Genomic DNA, 20,716 nt, shown 5'->3' on the forward strand with positions numbered 1-20,716 from the left:
TGTTATGGCTCCATAGGTTTCAATTGACTTTCATCAACAATGGTAGGTGTTTGTAGTTTGTCCTGTTGTTGAATTTGCCGATGTTTATATTCAGAAATATGTTCACCATTAAAGGTATCTTTCGAAATAATATCAGGAATGAGGTAAGCATTATGATCTTCAACTTCACCACCATATTTAGTTTCTGGTAGATAAGCTGGATCGTAAGGCTGTACGCTGATAAATTCACCATTTTTATCTACTTTAAGAATAGTGCGTTGGTAAAGTGCATGGTCTTGAATCTGCTGGGCAGTACTTAATGTGTAATGCTGAATAGGTGCAGCAAAAACGACATAAGCGATTAAGCCGGCAAGTAACACATAAATCACTTGATCATTACGTGGTGGTGCTCGTTCTGGTAAGGCTCGATAAAGAATATAAGCCGGATGAATTGGATCTTCCTCTGGTGGTGTTGCTCGCCAGAACAAGATAAAACCAACTCGTGTTAGAGCAATAATACTTAATAGGCTCACAACAAGAACAACACCAATGATCCAACCTTGGTAGCTAGCTTCAACTGTCGCTTGTAAAATAAATACTTTTCCAAGGAAACCACTAAAAGGTGGTAAACCCGCGAGCATCATGGCAATCAAGAAATAAGTCAGCATAGCCGCTTTTTCTTGTTTGATTCTTGGAGCAACTTTTAAATGATCTTTAAAATCTCCACGTTGTGAGGTTATCCAGCCACAAAATAGATAAAAAGCCGCGCCAATCAGCGTACTGTGTACTAAGTAATATAAAGCACCAGACCATGCTTGTGTATTCGACATGGCAATTGCTGTGAGCAATGTACCAATTGAAGAAAGTACCATGAACCCGACAAAGCGACGTAAACGATCTGCTCCAATTGCTGCAATCACACCGTAAAGTGAAGTAATTAAACCAATTGGAAGTAACCAGCTTTTTAAGATTTCTTGACTAAGTGCATCGTCAAATACGGTTCCATTTACACGTAAAATCGAATAGATCCCGACCTTGGTCATAATGGTGAAAATTGCAGCCACAGGTGTACTTGCAACAGCATAAGTTTTTGGTAGCCAAAAACCTACAGGAAGCATCGCTGCTTTAATACCAAACACTACAAATAAAAGTAGGGCGCCTGCTACGGCTAATTTGTGTTGATCTGCTTCAAGTGTCGGAATAAGGCGTGAAACATCCGCCATGTTGAGGCTACCTACACTGCCATAAATCATACCAAGGCCGATTAAGAATAGGGCAGAGGCTAGAAGATTGATAATGACATAGTGAACGCCAAGCTGAAAACGTGGTTTGCCTTGCCCATGTAAAAGCAAAACATACGAAGCCATCAATAAGATTTCAAAAAAGACGAAAAGGTTAAATAAATCGCCTGTTAAAAATGCTCCGCAGATACCCATTAACAAGAAATGCACCATGGCATGGAAATAGCGACCACGCGTATCCCAATTGTCGCTTGCATACCATAAAACTGGAACGACTAACGCATAGGTCAATACCAGCATAAAAGCAGAAAGACGATCTAACACGAGCACAATACCAAACGGTGCTGACCATTCACTCAGCTGGTAAGTGGTAATTTGTCCTGTGCTTGCAAAGCTCAAATATACAATTGCGGTAACTAATCCAGCAATTGCGGAAATAAGACTAATGCCACGACGCCATGGTTGTCTCCAGTCCTCTTTTAAAGCACCAGCTCCTGGGTTGCCTAGCAGTAATAAGATAAAAGCAGTAAATGCCGGAATGAGAATGCTAAAAATCGGCGCATGTTCTTGCCAGAAAGATAAAAAATCAAACATTACGGCTCATCCTCGCGTGGGTCGTATGTTGGAGAGATGTCTTCTTTAGCATCAACATGATCACTACCTGATTCATAACGGCTACGTAGTGCCAGTTGTACAATAAAAGCGGTGGTTGCAAAACCGATCACAATGGCTGTTAAAACCAGCGCTTGAGGAAGTGGATCGGTTATTTTTGTTGTTTCAGTTAAAATTGCAGGTGAGCTAATTTGTAATCGGCCCATCGCAAATAAAAATAGGTTTACAGCATAGCCAATTACAGCTAATCCAAGCACGACAGGGAAGGTACGAGCACGCAAAATCAGATAAATACCTGTGGCAACAAGTAAACCAATCGCAGAAGCCAATAAGAATTCTAAACTGATCATTATGATTCCTCCTGATGTGGTACTACAGGACCAGCCATGCTTGAGTGGCGAGAATCTCCCAATACCGAGATGAGCAACATCGTTGCACCAACCACGGTGATATAAACGCCTAAGTCAAAACTTGCAGCTGAAGCTAAATGTAGTTTTCCTAGAATTGGTAATTCAACATACACATGTGCGCTGGTGAGGAATGGACGTAACCAGAACCATGCAGCTACACCAGTAAGTCCAGCAATAGTTAAACCTGAACCAATCCAAACTTCATAAAGACGGCCGGATTTTACTTTGAGTAATTGTTCAGTTTGGTCTTGACCTAGCGCAATATATTGAATGATTAACGCCATTGAGGTGATTAGACCTGCAATAAAACCACCGCCCGGATAGTTATGGCCTCGCATAAAGATATAAACACTTACGACAAGTGCTAATGGTAATACCCAAGAGGCTGTAATACGGAACATGAGCGGAGATGGATTAAAACGGTAGGTGAGACCTTGAGTTATGGTTGTACCATGTACGCGCATACCATCCATGAGGCAAAGTGAACCAATAGCAGCAATACCTAGTACTGTAATTTCACCAAAGGTATCGAAACCACGGAAGTCAACTAAAATGACGTTTACAATATTTGAGCCACCACCAAGTGGTAAAGACTGCTGCGCGAAGAACCATGAAATCGAATTATGATCACGGGTTAAAATCAGCCACGCAATCCAGCCTATTCCTAAGCCTCCAACAATCGCTAAAGCAGCATCTCTTAAACGTCTAGAGCGAAGAGATTCGTACGGTGTTAGCTGTGGAAGTAAAGATAAACTCATTAATAGAAGAACAGTAGTTACAACATCCACGGTAATTTGAGTCAGTGCTAAATCTGGAGCTGACATGGTGACAAACACCATCGTTACAACCAGACCAATTGCACCACTAATAAGGACTGCTTTAATACGCTCATGATGGAACCACAGCATCATCCAGCAACCTGAGAACAGGGTTAGCCAGAGAACGATAGCAATCCATGGGGCATGAGTAAGTTCACGTGTGCCTGTAGTGAGCCCTTGATTAAGTAACGGCATAGTGACCATGATGACGCTAAAAGCAATGATCATGAACAAGTAACTTTGCAATGAGCCATTTTCAGTTTTTTGTTTGATTTTTCGGCTTGTAAGCAACAGATGTTTTAAAAATAAATCAAATAAAATGCGGCCTTGTAATCTACCAAGACGTGGGTCAAGGTCAATTTTACGAATCATGCCATCTTTTGCCAAAGCAAAATAGAACAGTGAGCCGCCGACTAAAGCAATAATACTCATCACCAGAGGAGCATTGAATCCGTGCCAAATCGCAAGGTGCGTTCCTGCAAACTCTGGTTGCTTCAAGCTTGCTCTCGTTACGCTATTTACTAGTGGTTCTACCAACAAAGAAGGTAGAACACCGACCAAGATACATAGCACAGCAAGAAGAAGAGCAGGTGCGCGCATGCCCATAGGTGGCTCATGCGCATTCTTATTTGGTACTTGTTTACCAATCGGACCGTCAAAAAACACGCCGTGCACTAAGCGGATTGAATAACTCACTGCAAAAATACCAGCAAGCGTTGCAATAATGCTAGCAAAGATAACTGCTGAACCCGAAAGATTCGCCAATAGCTCGGTAAAGAACATTTCTTTAGAAATAAAGCCATTGGTGAGTGGTACACCTGCCATAGAGGCAGCGGTGATCATGGTTAATGTGGCAGTGAAAGGAAGTAATTGCCAAATACCACTGAGTTTTCGAAGATCACGTGTACCCGTTTCATGGTCAATGATCCCTGCAATCATAAAGAGTGCAGCTTTAAATGTCGCATGGTTAATAATATGAAAAATGGCAGCAGCAACTGCTAAAGGCGAACCTATTCCAAGTAGACAGACAATAAGACCTAAATGGCTAATTGTTGAATAGGCGAGCAAACCTTTTAAGTCTTCTTTGAAAATGGCAAAACATGCTGCCATACAAAGTGTAAACAGGCCGATAAATGTCACGATATTGTGATAGATCGCAGCGCCCACAAAAATTGGTAGTAAGCGGGCAAGTAGAAAAATCCCGGCTTTTACCATGGTTGCAGAGTGTAGGTAGGCAGACACCGGAGTGGGTGCAGCCATTGCGTTGGGTAACCAAAAATGAAATGGAAACTGAGCACTCTTCGTAAATGCACCAAGCAAAATAAGCAATAACATTGGAATAAATAGGGAATGGGCTTGAATGGCATCTTTCATGCCCATGATGTCATTAATTTCATAGGTTCCAGTGATTTGTCCTAATAGAACAAATCCACCCAATAACGCCAAACCGCCCATCCCTGTAATGGTGAGTGCCATTCGAGAGCCGCGTTGAGCAGCTTCATAATGACTCCAGTAACCCACTAATAAAAAAGATGAAATACTGGTGAGCTCCCAAAAGACTAATAAAATAATAAGATTATTAGAGAGCGAAATACCCAGCATTGCTGCCATAAACAGCATGAGTAAAGCATATAGTTTGCTTAAAGAATTTTTAGGGCCAAGATAGTAGTAGGCGTATATATAAATGAGTGTACCGATACCGGTAATAAGTAGAGAAAATAGTAAACCAAGAGCATCGAGTCTGAAGCTTAGATTAATTCCTAATTGAGGTAACCAATCCCAGCTCTGTTGAATGCTTGCACCACCAAGCACAGTTTTTGCTTGAGCCAGTAATAAACCAAAACTGGTTAAACTGACTCCGATTGCCCCTAAAGCCGTTACTCCACGCGAGAACCGTTGAAGCAATGAAACAAGGGTGGTGCCTAATATTAACGGTAATAAGATAATTATCGGTAGCACACTCGTATCCATATGTGATTTAGGCCGAGACCTAAAAGTGAAATTTTAATTTCAGAACAGATAGGAATTCAAAGAGATTTCCAAGGCTTGTATTCTGAAAAGCCCAACCAAATTAGAAAATAAAGCGAGAAACAAGTTGTATTGCGCAACTTGAAGAATAAAAACGCAAAATGAAATTTATTGTACACTAAAAAAGCAGTAAAAATCTGATGTTATTACATGTAGTAACAACATCTAGTGATTTTAGAGCCTAAAAATCCTGCTTAAACTCTATATTGTGTGAAGCCGAATTTCATTATAAAAATAGAGTAAATGGGTCATAAAATTTAAACAGAAGGGCTTTCTTCTGGTGTGTCTCCAGCATGAATCATGCGTAATAATTCATTTTTTTGTTGCTCATTTAGATTTTGGATTTGCTGAAATAAAACACCAATTTGTGCTGGAGATGGTGTTGGATCAATTAAGCTAAGAGGTTGTGCCTCTATAGACTGCGTTAATGGTTCGCTTCTTTGCAGTAATGTATAGATGTTTTCAAGCTGTTGCTTGGTTGTATTTAAATCAAGATGGTTAACTTTACCATTTTCTAATTTTAAACATTGATAGTTGGAAGCATGTTCAAGTAATTCCTCACGACTTCCTGTTGCAATAATTTGTAAGCGTGGGAATGCCTGATGAAGCCGATTCAAGATTTCTGTGCAATGTGTGGAGTCGAGCTGTGCATCAATCTGATCTATTAATAAAACCCCGTCACCTTCGAGGCAAGGATTTAAACTTAAGGGATTAAGTAAGCAGAGTCTACGCGCTACATCACCTACCAACGCAATCCAAGTTTTAGTTGTGTTGGAAAGCTGCTGAAAAGGTAGGGTTTGACCTTCATAGTCAACCATGAGTTGGAGCCGAGGTTGATATTGCAAATATAGGTCTTTCAGTTCAGGCAAAACAATATTTAATGCATTTTTCAGTGCATAGAGATTCGGGGAGGTGAGCTGTTTAGGCTGCCCTGATAACTCTTTTTGAAGCTCATTTAATAGTTCTGTCTGGTCTTGCTGATCTGATTGTCTAGAAATAATACGTTGTATGAGATGTGCAGCTTGAGCATTTTCTATATCGCTAATTTCGCGTAGCCATTCAAAAAAACGGGTAAACGTTGTAAATGGCAGTGGGCTAATGTCATAGGCTGAAATGGATTGGGTAATGCCGGGTAAATTTTTATTCAGCAGATTAATATCATTTACAAATCGCTCGGCTGGGTAGTAAGCGACTAAGGGTAGTCCTTGTAGTGGATCTTTTTTTGTGACTTGCTGATAAAGGGCCATAGTTTGATCAAGTTGCTGCGTTTCAACCTGGCTTATCCCAATGCCACTTGAATTTAGAGTTTTAAAAAGTTTCCAGCTACATAGTGAAGAATCCACCTGTTGGGCAGAGGTACTTTCAGGTAAATGGCCAATTTCTGCTGGAACTTGAATGGTCACTTCGATTTTTGATTGTAGACGCGATTGAGTAATGTCTTGGTCAGGCATAACAATACCGGGGCTACGTAAATCTTTAAAACGGGCAGGGAACCAAGTTAGAGCATGGTAAGTATGTTTGAGCAACATACTTTTACCCGTTGCTTGTTCACCTAAAATTAAGGTAATTGGCTGTTTTTCATATTGGAACTGTATTTTAAGATCGTGAAACAGAGCAATATGTTTAAATTGGATAGATTCAAGTTGCATAGGCTCACCTAATTATGAGCGCTTCAACCAACCGATTGACGAAGACTTAAAGGCGCCCTTAGTTTTAATTGTTGTATCAGATCATAAAGATGATGGATATTTAGACTTACTTTAGCACGAGTACAAGCAACGTAAAGTAATCTTAATTCTTCATCAGTAATCTTGTGTTCCAAACCATTAATTTTAAATTGATAGTCATCTTCAATATGAACGCGATTCCATTCTAGCCCTTTCGCTTTGTGAGCTGTAGAGATGACATAATCAGCTTGCTCAATCGGAGTAATCTTTGCAAGTGCTTTTTTTAGTGGGTCAGTGCCGTGATCATCAACCAGTTTAACCAATGGCTTAATGTCACTTCCTTCATTGGTTTCACAGTACTCATGTACATCGTGCCATGAGTTAAACCATGCCAATTCAGGAACGTCAGTAACTCGTTTTCCTTGCTTTAAGAGGCTTGCAGCATCTACAAAACGGTTTAGTTTTTGATGGTCCGCCTGCAAACTTACTTTTTCGCCATGAACCAAACCTGCTAATAAAAGTTCCATTGCACGAGCATTGGTACGGCATAAAATCGCATCACGCATTTTGGTATGCGGTTTATTCACTACGCTTGATTTCTGGTTTGGATTACCAAGCAAGGGAACAGTTTCATTTAAACCGCCCAGCAGTGCATTGGCCACATCGGCAATCGTTTCGCCAAAACGAAAAGAAGTGGTTAACCGAGATTCTGGCAAGGGCAATTGTTGCATGGCATTAATTGCACCACGCCAAGCGTAGATTTGCTGATGTGCATCACCGACATAAATAACTTGAGTATTTTTTTGGCGAAGCAAAATGCCTAGCATTAGAGGGTCAGCATCTTGTGCTTCATCAAACAACACATAGTCGGTAGGAATGTTTGGCTCAGATAATGCCCAAAGTTTAAGGTAAATATCATGTCCAATACCAGCTTGATGGTTTTGGTCAATCGATTCTAACCAACGTCGTTCGACAGCAGGGTAAAGGTGATTTTGTAATTCGATAATATCGTCTGGATGCAACCAGTTGGGTGCTTGAATATGTCGAGGTGCCGGATATTGAGAGCTCGTTGAACAGAAATAGCTCACTGCATTGGCGACAAGACTCGCCAGACGGCTTGGCATCAAGACATATTTCTCGTAACGCCCACCCATCATACGTCGTAGCGTAATGGGTTCTAGTCGATATTCTTTAGCAATAAAACTTGGGCTTAGTCGTGGTAGACGTAATTTATCAGTCACACCGCGCGGCACGCTACGAAAAGCAAGCGAGTGAAAAGTACGGCAGTCTACATTACGATGGAATTTGTTTTGTGCTTCACCAGCAATAGCTTTGTTGAATGCTAAATACATACCACGCCGTTCAGGCATGGCATCGCTAATCATTTGTAAAGTGGTGGTTTTACCTGTGCCAGCATAGGCAATCACTTTAAATGACTGCCCAAGACGTGCGTTATCTATTGCAATGGCTTGCTCATAGGTGGCTTTAGGTTTTTCAATATTCGACACTGAGTGATTTTATACCTTGTTGCGGTTAGCTTTTTCAACTAAACCCGATAAACCCTGACGACGGGCTAATTCTTCAATAATAACGTGTGGATTAATATCGAAATAACCCAACATGACAATAGTATGGAACCACAAATCTGCTGTTTCATAAACGAGATCGTTTAAGTGTGCTTCTGAATCTTGTGCGGCAAAATCTTTAGCAGCAATAATGGCTTCTACACTTTCTTCACCCACTTTTTCTAAGATTTTATTGATGCCTTTTTTGTAGAGGCTTGCAACATATGAAGTATCTGCTTCAGCTTGCTTACGCTCTTGCATCAATTGCCCTAAGTGAGCAAGTACATCAACTTGTTCTGTCGTTTGTACATGATCATGTGCTTCAGTTTTAGCTTTGTCACCATAAATTGCTGTAGGGTCTTTTAATTGTGCATCGACAATTTCCCAGCCCTGCGGTGTGAGTTTGCGATAGAAACAAGACTCACGACCCGTATGGCATGCAATACCACCGTGTTGTTCAATTTGTAGCACAATAACATCGCCGTCACAGTCCAGACGAATTTCATGAACTGTTTGAAAATGGCCTGATTCTTCACCCTTGTGCCAAAGTTTTTGGCGAGAGCGAGAGAAGTAGACGGCCTGATTTTTTTCTGCTGTTAATGCGAGTGCTTCACGGTTCATCCACGCCACCATCAAAACACGTCCGGTTTGATGATGTTGAGCAATGGCAGGGATAAGACCTTGTTCGTTAAATTTTACTTCATCGAGCCATTGCGTGTTATTCATGAGGAATCACCAAAGAAATATGAACTATAAATTGATTTAAGTCAGATGCTAAAAAATAGCTTGTATAGTGTACGGCATCAGCGTCGCTTTGCCGAGAAATTCTTTGCGCTTTTTGTCTCTGTCAGCTTAATAAACAGCTTGTATCCTATTGCTTTTAAGAGTCAGATAGAGATTCACTCTTAAGCCTAAATATACTGCTTTCTTTGGATGAGTGCGCGACTTGATCATAATCAATCTGCTGGAATGGACCTGTCTTTAAGCCCGAAATCGTAATTGCCATTTCCTTTCGAAAATAAGGAATTTGATACATCCAAGGAAAAACAAGATCTCTTAAGCCTCCAGCCCACCCATGGTCAGATTGATAAAGTGGTGTTAATAAGCGACTAAAAAATTGATAAAACTGGGTGGATGAGCGCCGAAGCTGGTGGTAGTGCTGCCAGAGCAGGGTCCAGTCAATATTTTGGTTCTTTTGAGCATGTTGCAATGACTGGGAAAAAGCCCAAGCATCTAATAATGCCATATTTGCGCCTTGTCCCAACTGCGGACTCATTGCATGAGCTGCATCTCCAATCACACCAATTCTGCCTTGACCAAATTGAGTCATGACTACATCACGGTAGTTTGCAGATAGCCATTTAGGCTGAATTTGGCTGTCGTATAAAATCTCTTTTAGCCATTCTGCAACTTTGGGCCATCGCTCTGAGACTTGCTTTAACCAAGTTTGTTTAGCTTGCTCATCTTGCAAAAAGCTTTGTAATTGTGGCGTCGGTAAACTCCAGAAGATACTTGAAAGGCGCTGTTGCGGTTCTGTTGGAATCGCTCCTGTAGGAAGAATTCCCATCATAATCTTCGAGCGATCATAAAATTGATGCAGAATTTCAGAATCGAGTACTTGGCACTCAGGTACGATACTCCACGCCGCACCCCAAGGGTAGGCTTGGTCAACCTTCACCCATGCTCTGGGGCGTAATTGGCTACGCGCACCGTTGGCAATAAGGACGGCATCAAACCGAGCATCAAACTTTTGACTTTGATGAGTTCCGAATAGTCGAACTTCATCATTATGTTCTTCAAAACTCTCAACAGAATGGTTCATACACCAAGTAATCTGGCTTGGATATTCACTAAGTTTTTGGGTGAGTACATGACATAAAGTAGCTCGGTGTATACCCAAACCATAGAGATTTGCGGATGCTTCGTGATAGTGGCTGTTGACTAAAAGACGCTTGTTGGGAAGTTGTCCTTCTAAGCCAGTTACTTTTGCTCCTAATGTTAGAGCCTTATCGAGCACACCTAAATGTTCAAATACTGCTAAGCCCGCTGGTTGTAGTAATAAACCAGCGCCTACTGGAGATAACTCATCAACTTGTTCAAAAATAGTAACGTTATTACCTTCATGGGCGAGCAAAATCGCAGTGGCTAAACCTGCAGTACCTGCACCAATAATGGCAAAATGAGGTGTTTTCATTGTTTGTTCTTTTCAAGCATTTATGAGTGCTAATTTAGCAATGAACGAATAAGCGATCTATATTTTTTAAAAAATTAAAGTTAGCCATAAAAAAATCCCTTGCGCGGGCAAGGGATTTTAAACTTATTTCAATATACGCCAAAGCGCTAATAAACTGCTTAGCACAATTAAAATAATAGAAACAAACCAAGGACTAATAATCGCGATGGTGAGTAAAATCAGCATGCTACTACCGAACATCCAACTGCGGCGTTGTTGATGTTCCATTTGCAAACGAAGTTGCTGCATTTCGCGTAACTGACGGTCTTGCCAAGCAGACTGATTTTTTAAACCATTTAAACTATCGACAATTAAGCTTGGGAAATCTTGAGCACCTAAAAGCAGGTCAGGTAGTTGCTGTCCTAACTCTTTTATATTTTTGACTGGGTTCATGTTGGCTTTGACCCATTCAGTCAAAATTGGTTTTGCCAATTTCCAGATGTCGAGCTGCGGATAAAGATCGGTCCCTAAGCCTTCGACATGCACTAAAGTCTTTAGCAACAACATGAGTTGCGGTGGAATCTCTAAATGGAAGCGACGGGCAATATCCATCACTTGAATCAAGATGCCAGCAAAATCAAGTTGATCCATTGGTTTAGACACCATTGGCCCAACCGTGCGACGCATTTCACGCGATAGCGCATCTTGGTCTGTACCCGGTGGAATCCAGCCAGCTTGATGCACAATTTGAATGAGTTGCATAAAGTTGCTGTTCATTACAGCAAGCAACATGCGAGCAATGGTCATCTGGTCATGCTTAGATAACTCCCCCATAATTGCACAGTCCAATGCAATAAAGCGTGGATTGCTTGGGTTAATTGTTTCTACAAAGACATTGCCAGGGTGCATGTCGGCATGGAAAAAGTTATCGCGGAATACTTGCGTAAAGAAAATGGTTAATCCTTTTTCTGCAAGTTGTGCGCGGTCCATGCCAAGACGGTCAAAGGTTGCCGTATCTGAAATAGGTACACCTGTAATACGCTCTGCCACCATGACATCTTTGGTGTCCATGTAGACTTCAGGCACATACATCATGGTTGAGCCAGTAAAATAATGGCGCATACGACGGGTGTTATCTGCTTCCATACTCAAGTCCAGCTCATTTAAAATAATCTGGCGGTAGTCTTGAATAATTTCAGAGAGATGTAAGGCGCGAGCAGCTTCAAGGCGGCTTTCTAGTGTGTTGCCTAGCCATGCCAAAATTTCAAAGTCTTGCAAAATCTGGTTGCGAATGTCGGGACGAGTCACCTTAATAACGACTTCACGACCATCATGCAAAGCAGCAGTATGAACTTGTGCAATTGAAGCAGCTGCTAATGGCTGGTCATCAAATCGTGCAAACAAGGTATTTACGTCAGCTTTTAACGATTCTTGAATACGTTGTTTGGCAACATTGATATCAAACGGTTTTACTTGATCTTGAAGTAAGACCAATTGAGCAAGTATTTCAGGTGGAATCAAATCACGTCGAGTTGACAGTAATTGTCCAAGCTTAATTGCGAGCGGCCCCATCTCTTCTAAAGCTTCTTTGAGCTTTAAAGGATTTTTACGTTCGCGACTAGACCATGCAGCTGGGTGCATTTTAATAACACTTAATGCACGTTGAGCTTTAACTGGTAATTCATCCGCAGGGAACAACGTATCGAGTCTATAGTGCGCTGCAATACGCCAAAGTTCGAGTAAACGTGAAACGTGCGGAATCATATACAGTCTTACCTAGTCTTGAGAGGGTTGTAGTTGTGTGTTGAGTTGCTGCAATCTTGCTTCTAGACGGTCAATGTCTTGATTAAGCTTGCGAGTTGCTTGAGTTAAATCGTCCATTTCCCAACGAGGGGCAAATAGACCGCTATCTTCTTTTAATGCGTCTTTTGCAAAAAATAGATGACTTTGAAGAGAGCGTTTTAAATGTTTTGGTGCAAGTTGAATCTTGCCAATTTCGTGGGCGAGTTGAGGACCTACCCATCTTGATAAATGCGCAGCTAAATCTGGTTCAGCTTGCTGCATAATCTTTTGAATATCCTGTAGCAGGTGGTAGTCACCTTGCAATGGAATATTGCCAATCTGATCTTGATCGTTGACCAATAATTTAATCAGTTCGACGACATCTTTAACATGCAAAGTTGCTGTTGCTTCAGAAATTTTGAATTGCGCATCAAAAGGGCGTTGTTCAAAAATAGAAGGCTTTTCACTGTGCCCTGTTGCAGTAGGTTCAAGACGTACTTTTTCTTGGTCAAAGAATACATCGACAGAAAGCTGCGGACTATCAATCACAACACGCAACATTTTGCCCTGTAACTGATTAAGCTGAATGCGTGTAACCGCATCCAGATCGATCAGATGATGAATGATACGTTCGACTGCACCGAGTGCCAGAATCGACCACATATCGTTATCCCTTACAGTTTAAAGCCGCGGTGAACAGCAACGATACCAGCAGTAAGGTTGTGATAGTCACAGTTCTGGAAGCCAGCATTTTCCATCATACCTTTTAAGGTACGTTGGTCTGGATGCATACGAATTGATTCAGCCAAATATTTATAACTTTCTGAGTCATTTGCAACTAACTTACCCATAATCGGTAAAGCAGTGAATGAATAGAGGTCATAAAGTTTTGAGAATGGCTCAAATACAGGCTTAGAAAACTCAAGAATAAGTAAACGGCCACCTGGTTTCAACACACGGAACATAGATGCAAGTGCTGCATCTTTATCTGTCACGTTACGTAAACCAAAGCTAATGGTGAGTAGATCAAAGCTGTTGTCTGCAAAAGGTTCTAACGTTTCTGCATTGGCAAGTACGAAGTCAACATTGGTACAGCCTGCATCAATTAGGCGGTCGCGACCAACATTAAGCATAGATTCGTTAATGTCGGAAAGAACGACATGACCTTGAGGACCAACTTCGCGGCTGAATACTTTTGCTAAATCGCCTGTACCACCAGCAATATCCAACACGTGTTGACCACGGCGGACACCTGACATGTTAATTGCAAAGCGTTTCCATAGGCGGTGAATACCAAATGACATTAGGTCATTCATCAAGTCATATTTGCTTGCAACCGAGTGGAATACTTCTGCAACTTTTTGAGCTTTATCTTCAGTTTTAACAGTTGAGAAACCAAAGTGTGTGGTTTCTCCCACGTTACCAGTATTGCTAGCACCACGTGGTAAATTATATTTTGGTACAGAACCGTTAACCGGTGTATCGGTTAGGGTTTGTTGTAAAGTTTGTTGTTGCCCTTGAGGGGTACCTTGCGGTAAAGGTGAGCTTAGGAATGGGCTAACTTTGTCTGAACTTTGTGCCTGCTCAGTTGGAGATGTTGGCTTTTGGTTTTCGTTAGACATATTGTCTCTCCTAGACTCAAACTCAAGTGAAACGGAATAAGTTCTGCATGATGACAGATTTTGTCTATTTTTACAGGCATCATCATGCAAATATAATGAATAAAATCTCAACTTCGTAAGGTTGATTTTTTCTCTGTGCCGACCTTATCACACTCTAAACGGATTCGGATGCCCTGAATGTACATTTTCAATAATCTGGCGTTCTTTTTCAGTAAAAGTCTTGATAAAGTTCTCGGCTGATTTTAACGGTTTCATCGCGCTAAAACCATCTTGAATAAAATCATACATCAATTCGAAATGATATTTTTGGGCAATGCCTTTACACATTTTAAAAGCCGTAAACATCATAAATGAGCGCATATATTTATCGAGTGCTGCGCCTAAGTCGTCAAGAAGAGCAAGTTGTTGATAACGAGCTTCTGCCTGATCAAGTTTAGTTAGCGTTAAACGCATAATCTCATCGGTTAACACTGTATCTGCTGGATAATCCTCAAGAAGCTGTATCGCTACTTGTTCATCAAGCTGAGTGGCAAGTACTGCCAAACTTACCGATTTAGTTCCAGTTTTAATTGCATTTTCAGGCAATACTTTTTCTGCTTTATGCGCATATTTCAATAGGCGTTCAATTTGAGCTGCAAGAGCATCAAACTCTGGACCGCCATATAAACGATTTAAAAAATACTGTGCCATGAGTTTATGTTCAGGCAGATTAAAAAAGTCGTGATGCGTATCTTTCATCCGCTCTTTTAGCCATGTTTGTACATCTTGCAAACGTTGGGCAAGCACTGGATTATCGTGATAATTAAATGTTTTATATTGTTGTAAAAGTTCATCAAAAGCAGCGAGTTTAGACATTTAAGGCTCTAATATTGGGCTATTTGCAAAAAATCATAAGAGGCATTGTAACCTTGTACTATGGCGAGAAGATGTAAAAAAAATGATTCATGCGTCAATTCTTCGATAGATTTCTATCGCAATGACATAATTTGTATAGCAATTCATCATTTAACCGCATAAGTTAAAGATCATCGAAATTAAACAATAAAATATTAGAGCCGTGGACTATGAGTGAACAACAACCAAAATTTGAAATTCGAGATGAAGAACAGCTTTCGGTCGATTTGATTGAAGCACAATATGCTTTAAAAGAAAGTCGTGGAAAGCCCAATGCTAAAAGTACACTCATTTTAATGAGTGGTATTGAACTGGCTGGAAAAGGCGAGGCGGTTAAGCAGCTTCGCGAGTGGCTAGATCCAAGATATTTAAGAGTAAAAGCAGATGCACCACGTGTGCTGACAGATACAGAAGCATTTTGGCAATCTTATTCGGAGTTTATTCCTACCGAAGGTCAAATAGTGGTGATGTTTGGCAATTGGTATAGCGATTTACTTGTTACGGCAACGCATGTGTCTGAACCTTTAGATGAGGCGCGATTTGATGCTTACGTTGAAAGTATGCGGGCATTCGAACAAGATTTGAAAAATAACTATGTCGATGTCGTTAAAGTCTGGTTTGATCTTTCATGGAAATCACTGCAAAAACGTTTAGACAAAATTGACCCGTCAGAGCAACACTGGCATAAACTCCATGGTCTAGACTGGCGTAATAAAAAACAATATGACACTTTGCAAAAGTTACGCCGCCGTTTTACCGACGATTGGTACATTATTGATGGCGAAGATGAAACACAACGCGATCAGTTTTTTGCTCAATACCTTTTGCAACACATGCGTCAACTTCCTGACCATGAAACTGAAGTTAAAGGAAAATGGCAACAAGCTAAAATTCCAGAGAGTTTATTAAAACCTTCTAATGAGCCACTTGAAAAAGCTGAATATAAAAAAGAGCTCGATAAACTCAGCAAAAAAATTGCTGATGCAATGCGTTTTGATAAACGCAATGTCGTGATTGCTTTTGAGGGGATGGATGCCGCTGGTAAAGGTGGTGCAATTAAGCGAATTGTTAAAAACCTAGATCCGCGTGAATATGATATTCACTGTATTGGAGCACCTGAACGGTACGAGGCACGACATCCTTATTTATGGCGTTTCTGGAACCGTATTAATGAGGCAGAGAAAATCACGATCTTTGATCGGACGTGGTATGGGCGAGTACTCGTTGAACGTGTCGAAGGTTTTGCTTCGCCTTTAGAGTGGCAGCGTGCTTATGACGAAATTAATCGTTTTGAAAAAGATTTATTTGATAGTCAAACGATTGTAGTAAAAATTTGGCTGGCAATTAGTAAAGATGAACAAGAGCAACGTTTTAAAGCCAGAGAAGAGACACCGCATAAACGCTTTAAAATTACCGCAGAAGATTGGCGTAATCGTGATAAGTGGGACGATTATTTAAAAGCGGCAGCAGATATGTTTGAGCGAACCAGTACTGAATACGCACCTTGGTATATTGTTGCAACGGATGATAAATATACTGCACGTCTAGAAGTATTAAAGGCGGTTTTAAAACAGCTGAGAGCAGATTAAGCTCTCAGCCATAAGGTATCTACTAATTTACAATAGTGGTACGGCTTTTTTGCTGAATACGTTTTGCAAGATTGTAACTGTCATTCAGGTGAGTTTCTGCTATTTTTTTCATCATGAAATAGCCTAAACTTGCTGCTACAATTTGTCCGCCTAGCGGTATAAATTTAGTCACCTGTTTCGTTACGATTTTGCCCAAAAAACCATTAAATGTTTTTTTAACAGTAGTACGTGCCACTACAAAACCTGAAAATTCAAAACCGCGTTTACGTAATTCATCCCAATGAATAGTTTTAGTTTTTGGGTCGTAAACACTAACGTGCTCATGTGCTAAGCCAAAACGGGAATTGATATCTGGAATAAGGTACGACAAAATTCCCAAATCTATCACCACGTCTAAAAACGGAATGGGTACAATTGCCGCTCCTGCTGAGACGTAAGCTCTTTTCTTGATGAGGTCATGACACTCATCGCGAATTTGTTCCAGATTTAGGCTAGGATCAATATAGTCAGGAATGTTATCAATTTTCATAATGTCTACCTGTGTAAGTTTCTTGATGGCGTCATTCAAACCAAGTGTAAGTGACACCTAAAGTTAAATTATGCTGTGTTTAAACCAACGTGACATAGTCAGATTCAGTTGTATAGTAATGAATGTTTATGATTTTGTGCATAAATTATGCAAGCAGGATATGAAATAAATGGGGATTCATGTTATTCAAAGTCAACGTATTGATGTGTTGTTGCAAGGTGTATTAGCGTCTACATCGCAAACTTCAACGCATCCTTTACAGGTTTTGAAAACACAGCATTTTGTTGTTCCAAGTCCTGCGGTTGAGCAGTGGCTGATACAGAAACTTGCAGAACAGCAAGGCATGAGTGCCAATTACCAGTTTCATCAACGGGTACGAGGTTTCCAGTGGTATGCCTATCAGCAAGTTTTAACTGCCCATAAAGAACAGGTCCGTAAAGCGAATATTCCACGTTTAATTTTTAAATGGCGGGTTCATCAGGCTTTGTATGAATTTATACAACCTGATGCAATTAGCATAGATACCTCACATCCTCTACATTCTATTGTTCAGCGCATTTATGACAGTGCAGACCGGCTTGAGCAAGGCATAGATAAACAACTAAAAAAACAAAAAATGCTGTATTGGGTCGCTGAGCAGGTTGCCGATCTATTTAGCAACTATATGATTTATCGTGGACAGTGCCAGCGTGGTTGTGAAAATAGTTGCACTTGTCCTGAAAACTGGTTGGCGACTTGGGGACAAGGCCGAGCACTCGATATTGAAAAATATATTGTAAAAAAAGACGAAGAAGTGACTGCTTTTGCATTGCACCAAACTGAGGAGCTAGAACGTTGGCAGCGTTGGTTGTGGCAGCAATATTTTCATGATGACTTTGTGCAGATGCAGCAAATTGATGAATTATTTTGGCAAGAGTTAGATCATCCGGACCGCAGTAAACGCGCTATTTCTAGCTTACCGACTCAAGTAGTGATCTTTACGTTATTGGATTTACCGCCAAGTCAATTACAGTTCTTGCGTCGTTTAGGTCAATATATTGATGTGTTGATTTTGCACTATAACCCTTCACAAGAATATTGGGCTGATAGTGTCGATCCACTCTGGAAGCAGCGTTATGACTTAGGGGTAAAAGAGCGTTTCATTGCAAAAAATCCAAAGGCTACAGATGCTGAAATTAGTGATTTCTTTAATAAATTTACACTCAACTTTAATGCTGAAGCACGTGAGTCCCGACATCCGCTTTTAACCAGATTGGGTAAGCAAGCCCGCGACCACTTTTCACTATTATCGAATTTGTCTACAGGTGAAGAAGGTAAGTGGGTTGATGCTTTTGTGGATGATTTCCCTGAAAATTTACTCGGTAAAGTTCAGTCAGATATTTTGCATTTAGTGGAACCCCAAGCTAAAAAATATGAGCTTGCTTCCGATGATGACTCTATTCAGATTCATGTTTGTCATTCGACTCTACGTCAACTTGAAGTATTAAAAGAGCAATTGATTGGTTGGCTGGCTAAACCGCATGAGCAGCCGCGCCGTCCAAACGATATTTTAGTTTTAGTTCCTAATTTGGCTGACATAGAGCCTTTAATTCGAAGTGTATTTCCCGCTACTGCTACTGAACAGGGTGTGCATTTGCCCGTGAAAATTGCAGGTGTTGCATCACTTGATGCACTGAATGCTTGGCGTGCTGTAATTGGGCGTATTCAACTGATGCAGGGGCGTTTTAGCTTTGATGATTTTGCTGACTGGTTAAGTTTGCATGCGACCCAGCAACGTTACGAACTTGAATATGTTCAGGTTGAGCGAATTTTAAATTTACTTGCCGATGTAGGCTTTAAACGAGGGCTTGATGCAGAGCATCTCAAGCGCAGCTTGTGTGAGGGTGATGATGATTATCGATATAGCTTTAAATTTGCTTTAGAACGATTGGCTCTTGGTATTGCCGTGCCTGTACATGAAACATTTAATCAAGTGCTGAGTTATGCCAAAGTTCAACCAGGTGATTTTGAGTTGATTGGTACACTCATTCAGATTTATCAAGATTTGAATGAGCGCCGTGATTGGTTAACCCTGCATGAACAGGGGCAAATCTATACGGTTGAATATTGGCTCCAAGTACTGGGTAAAGATATTGTCGAATTTGAGCAGGTGGGTGTTGCTGCTTTAAAAGCTGTTCGAGAAATTGTCAAAAAACAAGAGCGAATGTTGACGCTCGCAAGTTATTACGCAGAGACAGAAACAGGAACTTTGCGCAAAATTACGTTGCCTCTACCTTATATTATTGAAGAAATTCAACGGACCTTAGAAAGCCAAAGTGCACAAGCGGAACCGACAGGGCAAATTACCTTTGCCCAAATTGGACATATTCGGCCGCTCCCTTATCGCTTAATAGTGATGTTAAATCTTGATGCAGGGCAATTCCCAAACCGTGATACACACGTTCCATTTGATTTAATGGATGCATTACGCCAACAGTTAGGAGACCGCTCTCGTCTTGAAGATGATCAGGGCGCTTTTTTAGATGCATTATTATTAGCCCAAGAAAATTTATGGTTGTTTTATAACGGGTTTGATGTGAACGATGGAGAGGTGAGAGAACCTTCCAGTATTCTTCAAGAGTTCCGTGAACACCTTGCCTTGATTGTAAAAGCCGAAGACGATGTACCTGAAAATGTTGTTGTTGAAGGGATTGAGATTCCATCCCAGTTAAAACAACTGTATCACCTCCATCACTTACAGCCTTTTGATCCGAAAGGTTTTTCTGTAGAAAAAAGTGGTGTTCGTTACCAAGATCATTGGTTTAAGGTTGCTTCACAAATTCAGCAAGTCTCAGGAAACCGTCAACCTTGGGCGAATACGACCTATCCGCTGCAAGCGCCTGACATGTTGGTTTTAGATAGCCTGCAATGGATACAGGATGTGACGTTCCCCGCAAGGTTGTATTTGAAAACTTTAGGGGTAGAAAACTTAGGAAGTGTTGGACTGCTTGACCAAAATGAACCCTTGTTACTAGATGGTTTAGGACGTTATGCGATTCGACATTTTTTACAGCAATCCGATCAACAAGCACAACCTGAGGTATTACTTGATCAATTACCTGTAGGCAAAGTCAAATATAGCGCGTGGCAGCAAGGTGTTTTTGAACAAGAGTGCCTGCTTGAACGCCTCCATCAATACGCGCCAGCGGTAACTGAAACGACTCAGCGAGTTTGGCGAATTGCCAAACAGCTTCATATGAATATTACTGTTCCAAAGTCTGAAACTCAGGATTGGGTCAGTATGGAACCTTCAAGCGCTCGGGCAAAAAGACGTGCGAAAGTCTGGTTGGAACACTTACTTTGGTTAGCTTATTTGAATGAAGGAAGTGCAGGAGCTGAAAAGCGCCGCATTGTGGTTTTTAGTGATCAAACCGTGATTTGTAGCGGTGTGAGTTCTGAACAGGCTCGGCAATATTTACAACCGTGGTTTAAAATCTGGCGTTATGCACAACAACAACCACTAGTTTTGCCAGCAGCCTTATTATTAAAACCGCTAGAAAAAGCCAAAGCATATCAGTGGGAAACGGCAGATCAGGCAGAAAAAGCAAAACTGGATGAGAAGAGCTATGCTGAGCTGTTAAAATACTGGAATGAAACAGGGTCATTTACCACGATGGATATGACTCAAAATGAAGCTTGCAAGTTGCATCGAGACTGGAGCTTTATTTTACAAGAACAAGATGCGCAAGCTTTGCTTCAACATGCTTGTGATGAGTTTGCGTATGATCTGTATCATCCGGTTTTTCAATTTCAACATTCGGAGTAAGA

14 protein-coding genes are annotated in these 20,716 nt (G+C 40.9%); 2 read left to right on the plus strand and 12 right to left on the minus strand.

Annotation, left to right across the window (positions count from 1 at the left end; all coding sequences use genetic code 11):
• Nucleotides 1-2: 2 nt before the first annotated feature.
• The 11 genes from FY048_RS10235 to FY048_RS10285 form a co-directional block, all read right to left on the minus strand.
• Complete coding sequence (locus FY048_RS10235; RefSeq protein ID WP_446091048.1) at nucleotides 3-1,814, minus strand: monovalent cation/H+ antiporter subunit D; 1,812 nt, start codon at nucleotides 1,812-1,814, stop codon at nucleotides 3-5.
• Nucleotides 1,814-2,182 carry a Na+/H+ antiporter subunit C gene (locus FY048_RS10240; protein WP_003654595.1) on the minus strand — a complete coding sequence of 123 codons (369 nt, stop codon included), beginning with the start codon at nucleotides 2,180-2,182 and terminating at the stop codon, nucleotides 1,814-1,816. Before FY048_RS10240 ends, FY048_RS10235 begins: the two co-directional genes overlap by 1 nt.
• Complete coding sequence (locus FY048_RS10245) at nucleotides 2,182-5,031, minus strand: monovalent cation/H+ antiporter subunit A (RefSeq protein ID WP_446091049.1); 2,850 nt, start codon at nucleotides 5,029-5,031, stop codon at nucleotides 2,182-2,184. The genes FY048_RS10240 and FY048_RS10245 overlap by 1 nt, the downstream gene beginning before the upstream one ends.
• Nucleotides 5,032-5,345: 314 nt before the next feature.
• On the minus strand, nucleotides 5,346-6,737 hold the full coding sequence (locus FY048_RS10250) for an AAA family ATPase (RefSeq protein WP_446091050.1): 1,392 nt from the start codon (nucleotides 6,735-6,737) through the stop codon (nucleotides 5,346-5,348).
• A 23-nt stretch (nucleotides 6,738-6,760) separates the two neighbouring features.
• Entirely contained in the window at nucleotides 6,761-8,263 is a 1,503-nt protein-coding gene (locus FY048_RS10255; protein ID WP_446091051.1) for a UvrD-helicase domain-containing protein, read from the minus strand.
• A 9-nt stretch (nucleotides 8,264-8,272) separates the two neighbouring features.
• Complete coding sequence (gene hisIE / locus FY048_RS10260; protein WP_446091052.1) at nucleotides 8,273-9,046, minus strand: bifunctional phosphoribosyl-AMP cyclohydrolase/phosphoribosyl-ATP diphosphatase HisIE; 774 nt, start codon at nucleotides 9,044-9,046, stop codon at nucleotides 8,273-8,275.
• 154 nt (nucleotides 9,047-9,200) lie between these two features.
• Nucleotides 9,201-10,514, minus strand: coding sequence for an FAD-dependent oxidoreductase (locus FY048_RS10265; protein WP_446091053.1), 1,314 nt, complete (start codon nucleotides 10,512-10,514; stop codon nucleotides 9,201-9,203).
• Between the two features lie 123 nt (nucleotides 10,515-10,637).
• Nucleotides 10,638-12,257, minus strand: a complete 1,620-nt coding sequence (locus FY048_RS10270) for an ABC1 kinase family protein (protein WP_016139423.1) — start codon at nucleotides 12,255-12,257, stop codon at nucleotides 10,638-10,640.
• Between the two features lie 12 nt (nucleotides 12,258-12,269).
• Nucleotides 12,270-12,938 (minus strand): ubiquinone biosynthesis accessory factor UbiJ, encoded by a 669-nt coding sequence (locus FY048_RS10275; RefSeq protein WP_446091054.1) that lies wholly within the window; start codon nucleotides 12,936-12,938, stop codon nucleotides 12,270-12,272.
• Nucleotides 12,939-12,949: 11 nt separating this feature from the next.
• Complete coding sequence (gene ubiE / locus FY048_RS10280; protein WP_016139421.1) at nucleotides 12,950-13,897, minus strand: bifunctional demethylmenaquinone methyltransferase/2-methoxy-6-polyprenyl-1,4-benzoquinol methylase UbiE; 948 nt, start codon at nucleotides 13,895-13,897, stop codon at nucleotides 12,950-12,952.
• A 147-nt stretch (nucleotides 13,898-14,044) separates the two neighbouring features.
• Nucleotides 14,045-14,752, minus strand: a complete 708-nt coding sequence (locus FY048_RS10285; RefSeq protein WP_446091055.1) for an FFLEELY motif protein — start codon at nucleotides 14,750-14,752, stop codon at nucleotides 14,045-14,047.
• Between the two features lie 209 nt (nucleotides 14,753-14,961).
• Between FY048_RS10285 and pap the strand changes: the two genes are divergently transcribed.
• Entirely contained in the window at nucleotides 14,962-16,380 is a 1,419-nt protein-coding gene (gene pap / locus FY048_RS10290) for a polyphosphate:AMP phosphotransferase (RefSeq protein WP_004640882.1), read from the plus strand.
• Between the two features lie 22 nt (nucleotides 16,381-16,402).
• Here the strand turns inward: pap and FY048_RS10295 are convergent, their stop codons facing one another.
• Nucleotides 16,403-16,909, minus strand: a complete 507-nt coding sequence (locus FY048_RS10295; RefSeq protein ID WP_151799192.1) for a hypothetical protein — start codon at nucleotides 16,907-16,909, stop codon at nucleotides 16,403-16,405.
• A 169-nt stretch (nucleotides 16,910-17,078) separates the two neighbouring features.
• On the opposite strand from FY048_RS10295, the gene FY048_RS10300 reads away from it, so the two are divergent.
• Nucleotides 17,079-20,714, plus strand: a complete 3,636-nt coding sequence (locus FY048_RS10300) for an exodeoxyribonuclease V subunit gamma (protein WP_446091056.1) — start codon at nucleotides 17,079-17,081, stop codon at nucleotides 20,712-20,714.
• Nucleotides 20,715-20,716 lie beyond the last annotated feature (2 nt).

It is taken from the genome of Acinetobacter sp. 1124_18A (assembly GCF_052824995.1).

Bases quoted from the DNA above. Each gene is read 5' to 3' on its own strand.
- FY048_RS10240 (WP_003654595.1), bottom strand. From the start codon at position 2,182: ATGATCAGTTTAGAATTCTTATTGGCTTCTGCGATTGGTTTACTTGTT.
- FY048_RS10265 (WP_446091053.1), bottom strand. From the start codon at position 10,514: ATGAAAACACCTCATTTTGCCATTATTGGTGCAGGTACTGCAGGTTTA.
- FY048_RS10235 (WP_446091048.1), bottom strand. From the start codon at position 1,814: ATGTTTGATTTTTTATCTTTCTGGCAAGAACATGCGCCGATTTTTAGC.
- FY048_RS10250 (WP_446091050.1), bottom strand. From the start codon at position 6,737: ATGCAACTTGAATCTATCCAATTTAAACATATTGCTCTGTTTCACGAT.
- ubiE (WP_016139421.1), bottom strand. From the start codon at position 13,897: ATGTCTAACGAAAACCAAAAGCCAACATCTCCAACTGAGCAGGCACAA.
- FY048_RS10270 (WP_016139423.1), bottom strand. From the start codon at position 12,257: ATGATTCCGCACGTTTCACGTTTACTCGAACTTTGGCGTATTGCAGCG.
- FY048_RS10300 (WP_446091056.1), top strand. From the start codon at position 17,079: ATGGGGATTCATGTTATTCAAAGTCAACGTATTGATGTGTTGTTGCAA.
- pap (WP_004640882.1), top strand. From the start codon at position 14,962: ATGAGTGAACAACAACCAAAATTTGAAATTCGAGATGAAGAACAGCTT.
- FY048_RS10285 (WP_446091055.1), bottom strand. From the start codon at position 14,752: ATGTCTAAACTCGCTGCTTTTGATGAACTTTTACAACAATATAAAACA.
- FY048_RS10275 (WP_446091054.1), bottom strand. From the start codon at position 12,938: ATGTGGTCGATTCTGGCACTCGGTGCAGTCGAACGTATCATTCATCAT.
- FY048_RS10295 (WP_151799192.1), bottom strand. From the start codon at position 16,909: ATGAAAATTGATAACATTCCTGACTATATTGATCCTAGCCTAAATCTG.
- FY048_RS10245 (WP_446091049.1), bottom strand. From the start codon at position 5,031: ATGGATACGAGTGTGCTACCGATAATTATCTTATTACCGTTAATATTA.
- hisIE (WP_446091052.1), bottom strand. From the start codon at position 9,046: ATGAATAACACGCAATGGCTCGATGAAGTAAAATTTAACGAACAAGGT.